Source organism: Sphingomonas bacterium (assembly GCF_903643035.1).
GTDB lineage: Bacteria > Pseudomonadota > Alphaproteobacteria > Sphingomonadales > Sphingomonadaceae > Sphingomonas.
This window is the reverse complement of sequence record NZ_CAHJWW010000165.1, coordinates 1-6,236: the sequence shown is the minus strand read 5'-3', so window position 1 is coordinate 6,236 and position 6,236 is coordinate 1. Positions and strand designations below refer to the sequence as shown.

Here is a 6,236-nt window from a genome sequence, read left to right as displayed (position 1 = left end):
CCCCGGCGAGCGTCACGCAGGGCGCGGGCGCGACGACCTGCGCCAGGCAGGCGGCGATGTCCTCCGCGACCGGCCGCTCGACCGCGCCGACGAAGCGCAGCGTCAGGTGCAGCTGGTCGTCGGACTGCCAGCGCGCGCCCTGCACGCCGTCGCAGATCGACAGCAGGGTGGCCCGGATCGCAGGGGGCGGGCGGAGCGCGACGAACAGGCGGTGCATGGCGCACGCCTACTGCGCCCCGGCGGCGCGCGCACCATCGGTTTCGCTTGAAAACGGCCGGGTGGGAGCCGATATATTCGACAATCCGGTCCGTTGGCCGGTCCAGAGGAGTGGTTGTCACATGGCCAATTGGTCTGATCCCCAGCCCGGGGCGGCCCGACCGGGCAACGGTCCGTTCGGCTCGGCCGCGCGCGCCACGATCAGCGACGTGCGCGATCAGGGTCTGCGGTCCTACATGCTTTCCGTCTACAACATGATGGCGTCAGGGGTGCTGCTGACCGGCATCGTCGCGCTGGCGTTCGCCTGGGGCGGGCGGGACTCGCTCGCCGCGCAGGTGTTCATTAACGGCGGTCCGCTGAAGTACGTCATCATCTTCGCGCCGCTGGCCTTCGTGTTCGGCATCAGCATGGGCGCGTTCCGCATGAGCGTGTCGACGCTGCACGCGCTGTTCTGGGGCTATGCGGCGGTGATGGGTCTGTCGCTGTCGACGGTCTTCCTCGTCTACAGCCCGCTCGCGATCGCGCAGGCGTTCGCGGCGACGGCGGCCGGGTTCGGCGCGCTGAGCCTGTATGGCTACACGACGAAGCGGGATCTGTCGGCGTTCGGCACGTTCCTCATCATCGGCGTCGTCGGTCTGCTGGTGGCGAGCGTCATCAACATGTTCACGCATTCCGGCCCGCTGGCGATGCTGATCTCGCTCGTCGGCGTCCTGTTGTTCGCGGGCCTGACCGCCTATGACACGCAGAAGACCAAGAGCCTGTATTTCCAGGTCGCGGGCACCGGCAACGAGGGGCGCGTGGTCGTGCTGTCGGCGCTGAACCTGTATCTCGACTTCATCAACATGTTCCTGTTCATCCTGCGGCTGTTCGGCAACCGCAACTGATCCGGACGAGATACGACACGATGGACCTGGCGAGCGATCGCCGGGCCTTTTTCGTGTCGGGCGCCGCCCGTCGCATGGATCACGGGCCGGAACGGGTCGGGATCGCGGGCGTTCAGCGGGCAGACAGTGGGAGAAAAATGGTGGCCGACGACAAGATGGTGGCCGACAAGGACGACGCGATGGACACCCTGTCGGTGGCGCCCGCTCCCGAAGCGGGCGGTCCGGATCGCGATCCGCGCCAGGATGCGGGGCAGGACGAGTCGATCCAGCGCAGGCTGGAAAAGGACCCCGGCAACGTCCAGGCGCAGCTCGACAACGGCCTGGACGAGTCGATGGACGCGTCCGACCCCATCTCGTCCACGGTCCCGGGCAGCAGCACCGAGCCCCCCGCGTCGTCCGGCTTCGACGAGGCGGCGGAGGGTCGCTGATCCGGGCCGGTCGGCGCCGTGGCGTCACCGGGTCGCTACTGTGCCGTCACTGTGTCGCCGATGCCGCAATTTGACATGATCGGTCCGTCGCAACTCCGTTCGTCGCAGGCATGTTGCGCCGCACAAGCTTTCGTGGCTCTTTTGATGCGTGACGGTTCTCGTTGAGGGTTGCGTTAACCATCCCGGCGCATGATCGTCGAAGCTGATCCAGTCGGGAGCGGGACGATGGGCGCACGCATGAGGCCGGCCGAGGGCGCGATGACCTTGGCCGAGATGAAGGAGTTCGCCGCGTTTCCGGCGTCGACGCAGCGTTACGTGCGCCGGTCGCTGGACATCGGCCTCGACCGCGAGGACGCGATGGCCCGTTGGTCGCGCGACATCGTCGAGGCCGCGAGCATTCGCGCGCAGGCCCGGACATACGAGCGGCTGGAGGACATACGCGCCGCCATCCCCGAAGACAGCGGCCTCGACGCGGTGGAGCCGCTGCTCGCGCCGCTGATCGCGGTGACCGCGTTCGACCTGGGGCAGGGGCGGCTGACGACGTTCTCCGCGTTCCGGTTCCTCTACGAGCGACTGATCGGGGCGTCGGTCCGGCCCTGGCTGCCGGCGGCGTTCTGCTCCGCGGCGGCGCTGCCGCATCTCCATCCCGAACTGCGGCGCAAGCTGCTCCAGTCGATCAGCGAGGCGGCCGCCACCGCGTCTGGCTGGTCGACGCGCCCGCCCGCGTTCTTCCCCTATTGGGTCGAGAAGGTCGACGTGGCCGCCCTGCCCGGCTGATCGCGGAACGTATCTCGCGCGCGGTCGATTGACCGCGACCGCGCGCGCGGCCTTCGCTATCCGTCGCCGGGACACCCTCGCGCAGAGATACAGCCATGGCCGACGCATCCGCCCCCTATCGCATCCGTGGCGCCACCGGCGACTGGGAGGTGGTGATCGGCCTGGAGGTGCATGCGCAGGTCGCGAGCCGGGCCAAGCTGTTCTCCTGTGCCTCCACCACCTTCGGCGCGGAGCCCAACACCCAGGTCAGCCTGGTCGACGCGGCGATGCCCGGCATGCTGCCCGTGCCCAACGCCGAGTGCATCCGCCAGGCGGTACGCACCGGCATGGCCATCGACGCGACGATCAACCGGTGGAGCCGGTTCGACCGCAAGAACTATTTCTACGCCGACCTGCCGCAGGGGTATCAGATCAGCCAGCTCTTCCACCCGCTCGTCGGCGAGGGATCGCTGGCGATCGGCGATCCCTCGGTGGACGGGGGCGAGGACGTCGTGACGATCGGCGTCGAGCGCATCCATGTCGAGCAGGACGCCGGCAAGCTGATGCACGATCAGCATCCCACGCGCTCCTATGTCGACCTCAACCGTTCGGGCGTCGCGCTCATGGAGATCGTCAGCCGCCCCGACATGCGCTCGCCGGCGCAGGCTGGCGCATATCTGCGCAAGCTGCGCGCGATCCTGCGCTATGTCGGCAGCTGCGACGGCAACATGGAGGAAGGGTCGATGCGCGCCGACGTCAACGTCAGCGTGCGCCGGCCCGGCGACGAGCTGGGCACGCGCACCGAGACGAAGAACGTCAACTCCGTCCGCTTCGTGATGGCCGCAATCGAGCATGAGGCCCGGCGGCAGGTCGGGGTGCTGGAGGACGGCGGCCGCATCGTCCAGGAGACGCGGCTGTTCGACCCGGACCGCGGCGTCACCCGATCGATGCGCTCCAAGGAGGACGCGCACGACTATCGTTATTTCCCCGATCCCGACCTGCTGCCGCTCGAACTGGACGAGGCGTTCCTCGACGAATGCCGCGCGAGCCTGCCCGAGCTTCCCGACGCCAAGCGCCGGCGGTACGAGGCGCTGGGCATTACGCCCTACAACGCGGGCGTGCTGGTGGCGGAGGTGGAGACCGCGCGCTGGTTCGACGCGCTGCTGCGGACCGGCGTGCCAGCGGTGCCGGCCGCCAACTGGGTGACGGGCGAGCTGTTCGGCGCGCTCAACCGGCTGGGCCTCGGCATCGAGCGCAGCCCGGTCGTTCCCGACCAGGCGGCGGGGCTGCTGGCGCTGGTCGCGGACGGCACGCTGTCGGGCAGCCTCGCCAAGCAGGTGTTCGAGCTGATGCTGGAGACCGGTCGCGACGCCGACGCGATCGTCGCCGAGCGCGGGCTGAAGCAGACCAGCGACACGGGCGCGATCGAGGCGGTGATCGCGGATGTGCTGGCGAAGAACCCCGGCCAGCTCGCCCAGTATCGCGGCGGCAAGGAGGCGCTGTTCGGCTTCTTCGTCGGCCAGACGATGAAGGCCATGGGCGGCAAGGCAAACCCGGGCGTCGTCAACGAGGTACTGAGAAAGGCGCTGGCGGGATGAGGGAGGACGCGGCCGTCCTCCCATCGGCCTATTGCTGATCCTGCGTGTCCCTCTTCACCTCGCCGCCCGTGCCGCCGACGCCGTCCTCCACGCCGGGCGCGGTGAAGGTGTCGGATTCCGTCCCGCCCTCGCCATGGGCGACCGCGTCGGAGCGGGCTTGCACCGCCTGTTCGATGTCGGGACGGGAGTCGTCATGACCAGGCAGGCCGGGGCCTTTTTCGGGCAGGTTCATGTCAGTGTCGCTCATGGTTGCGTCCTTCAGATCTCGGCGGGCTGCGCGGTGCCGGGGTCGCTGTCGGGCATGCCGGGATCGGGCATGTCGATGTCGGGTCCGGGCGGGTTGATCTCGGGCGGCGCGAAGCCGGGCTCGACGGGGTCCGACGGCATCGGCAGTTCGGTTGGCGGGATGGAAGCCATGATGATCGTCTCCTTCGCCGCCCTCAACGCACCTGCACCGCGCCGGGTTGCTCCCGCTCCGCGCCGGGTCGCTCCCGCTCCGCGCCGGGTTGCTCCGGCACGGCCACTGCGATAAGCGGCCCGGACCGGCGATGTCCGAGCAAGCGGGCGTGGCGGAATTGGTAGACGCAGCAGGTTTAGGTCCTGCCATCGCAAGATGTGGGGGTTCGAGTCCCTTCGCCCGCACCAGTCCGTCCGCAGACGCGGCGGCTCGCCCACGATCTTCCTGCCAGCCCGTTCCCGTGGCACCGTTCCCGTAGCATCATTCCCGTAACAGAGGCCCCGAAATGCAGACTGTCGAGACGTTGAACGAGGGGCTGAGGCGCGCCTACCGGATGACCATCACCGCCCGCGACGTGGAGAGCCGCGTCGCCGCCGAGCTGAAGCGGGTGACGCCGCAGGTGCGGATGCCCGGTTTCCGCCCCGGCAAGGTGCCCGCCAACCTCGTCCGCAAGATGCACGGTCCCGCGATGACGCAGGAGGCGCTGAACGGATCGATCCAGGACGGCGTTCAGGCGCTGCTCGCCGAGCACGGCCTGCGCCCCGCGACCCAGCCGTCGGTCGAACTCGACGGCGACTATGCGCCCGGCCGGGATGCGGAGGTGAAGGTCGAGCTGGAGGTGCTGCCGGACGTGCCCGCGCCCGCGATCGACGGCCTGGCGCTGGAGCGGCTGACGGTGCCCGCCGAGGAGTCGGCGGTCGACGAGCAACTGCAGCGGTTCGCCGGTCAGCAGAAGCGGTTCGAGGATGCGCCCGAAGGGCATGCCGCGGCCACCGGCGATACGGTCGTCATGGACTTCGTCGGCAGGACCGCCGAAGGCGTCGCCTTTCCGGGCGGCACCGGCGAGGACATGTCGGTCGAGCTGGGCGCGGGCCGGCTGATCCCGGGGTTCGAGGACCAGGTGGTCGGCGCGACGGTCGGCGAGGAGCGGCGGATCGCCGTGACCTTCCCTGCCGACTATGCCGAAAAGTCGCTCGCCGGCCAGGCCGCGACGTTCGACCTGTCGGTAAAGGCGGTGAAGACCGCCGCCGAGAGCGCGATCGACGACGAGATGGCCAAGGGCTTGGGGCTGGAGAGCCTCGACCAGCTGCGCGGGCTGGTGAAGGGGCAGGTGGAGCAGGAACTGAACGGCCTGACCCGCACCCACATGAAGCGCAAGCTGCTCGACCAGCTGGCGGAGGGGCACGACTTTCCGGTGCCGCCGTCGATGGTGGAGGCGGAGTTCGCGCAGATCTGGCAGCAGCTGGAGCACGAGGCGACGCACGAGGCCGACCCCGACCAGGCCAGGGCGGAGATGGAAGGCGAGCGCGACGATTACCGCCGCATCGCCGAGCGGCGCGTCCGGCTAGGGCTTCTGCTGTCCGAGATCGGGCAGGCGAACGGCATCGAGGTGAACAGCCAGGAGATGAACCGGCTGGTCGCTCAGGCGTCGCAGCAATACCGCCCCGAGGATCGGCAGAAGTTTGCCCAGTATATCCAGCAGGAGCCGATGGCGGCCGCCCAGCTTCGCGCGCCGCTGTACGAGGACAAGGTCGTCGATTTCCTGTTCGACAAGGCCGCGATCACCGAGCGCGAGGTGACTCGCGCCGAGCTGGAGGCCGCGATTGAGAGCGAGGACGGTTTTGCGACCGGCACGCACGTTCACGACCATGACGACGACGCGCACGACCATCCGGAAGGCGATCACGCGGACCACGATCATTCTGGCCACGATCATGCGGACCACGGCGATCCGGCGCACGACCATGCCGCGCCGGGCGTTGGGACCGGGGCGACGGATGCGGCCGGCGACGCCGCCGCCGCCGGCGCGGAGGCCAAGCCGACGAAGGCGAGGAAGGCCACCAAGCCTGTCGCCAAGGGCAGGAACGCCGGCGTCGAGACCGAGGCGCCCGAGGCC

At 69.3% G+C, this 6,236-nt stretch carries 8 protein-coding genes and 1 tRNA gene; 6 read left to right on the top strand and 3 right to left on the bottom strand.

What is annotated here, in order from left to right:
• Positions 1 to 217: 2'-5' RNA ligase family protein (locus tag HUV01_RS10800; RefSeq protein WP_302480044.1), on the bottom strand; the 217-nt coding region annotated here is incomplete at its 3' end.
• A gap of 121 nt (positions 218 to 338) precedes the next feature.
• Here HUV01_RS10800 and HUV01_RS10795 point away from each other — a divergent pair.
• From HUV01_RS10795 to gatB, 4 genes are all read left to right on the top strand, one after another.
• On the top strand, positions 339 to 1,100 hold the full coding sequence (locus HUV01_RS10795) for a Bax inhibitor-1/YccA family protein (RefSeq protein WP_174298263.1): 762 nt from the start codon (positions 339 to 341) through the stop codon (positions 1,098 to 1,100).
• 137 nt (positions 1,101 to 1,237) lie between these two features.
• Entirely contained in the window at positions 1,238 to 1,528 is a 291-nt protein-coding gene (locus tag HUV01_RS10790) for a hypothetical protein (protein WP_174298262.1), read from the top strand.
• Between the two features lie 225 nt (positions 1,529 to 1,753).
• On the top strand, positions 1,754 to 2,305 hold the full coding sequence (locus HUV01_RS10785; protein WP_174298261.1) for a hypothetical protein: 552 nt from the start codon (positions 1,754 to 1,756) through the stop codon (positions 2,303 to 2,305).
• 95 nt (positions 2,306 to 2,400) lie between these two features.
• Positions 2,401 to 3,882 (top strand): Asp-tRNA(Asn)/Glu-tRNA(Gln) amidotransferase subunit GatB, encoded by a 1,482-nt coding sequence (gene gatB, locus HUV01_RS10780; protein WP_174298260.1) that lies wholly within the window; start codon positions 2,401 to 2,403, stop codon positions 3,880 to 3,882.
• Positions 3,883 to 3,910: 28 nt separating this feature from the next.
• Here the strand turns inward: gatB and HUV01_RS10775 are convergent, their stop codons facing one another.
• Positions 3,911 to 4,129 (bottom strand): hypothetical protein, encoded by a 219-nt coding sequence (locus HUV01_RS10775; protein ID WP_174298259.1) that lies wholly within the window; start codon positions 4,127 to 4,129, stop codon positions 3,911 to 3,913.
• 11 nt (positions 4,130 to 4,140) lie between these two features.
• Entirely contained in the window at positions 4,141 to 4,299 is a 159-nt protein-coding gene (locus tag HUV01_RS10770) for a hypothetical protein (RefSeq protein WP_174298258.1), read from the bottom strand.
• Positions 4,300 to 4,442: 143 nt separating this feature from the next.
• On the opposite strand from HUV01_RS10770, the gene HUV01_RS10765 reads away from it, so the two are divergent.
• Both HUV01_RS10765 and tig read left to right on the top strand, forming a co-directional pair.
• Positions 4,443 to 4,527 (top strand) — tRNA-Leu (locus HUV01_RS10765).
• A 98-nt stretch (positions 4,528 to 4,625) separates the two neighbouring features.
• The coding region (gene tig / locus HUV01_RS10760) for a trigger factor (protein WP_174298257.1) at positions 4,626 to 6,236 on the top strand (1,611 nt) is incomplete at its 3' end.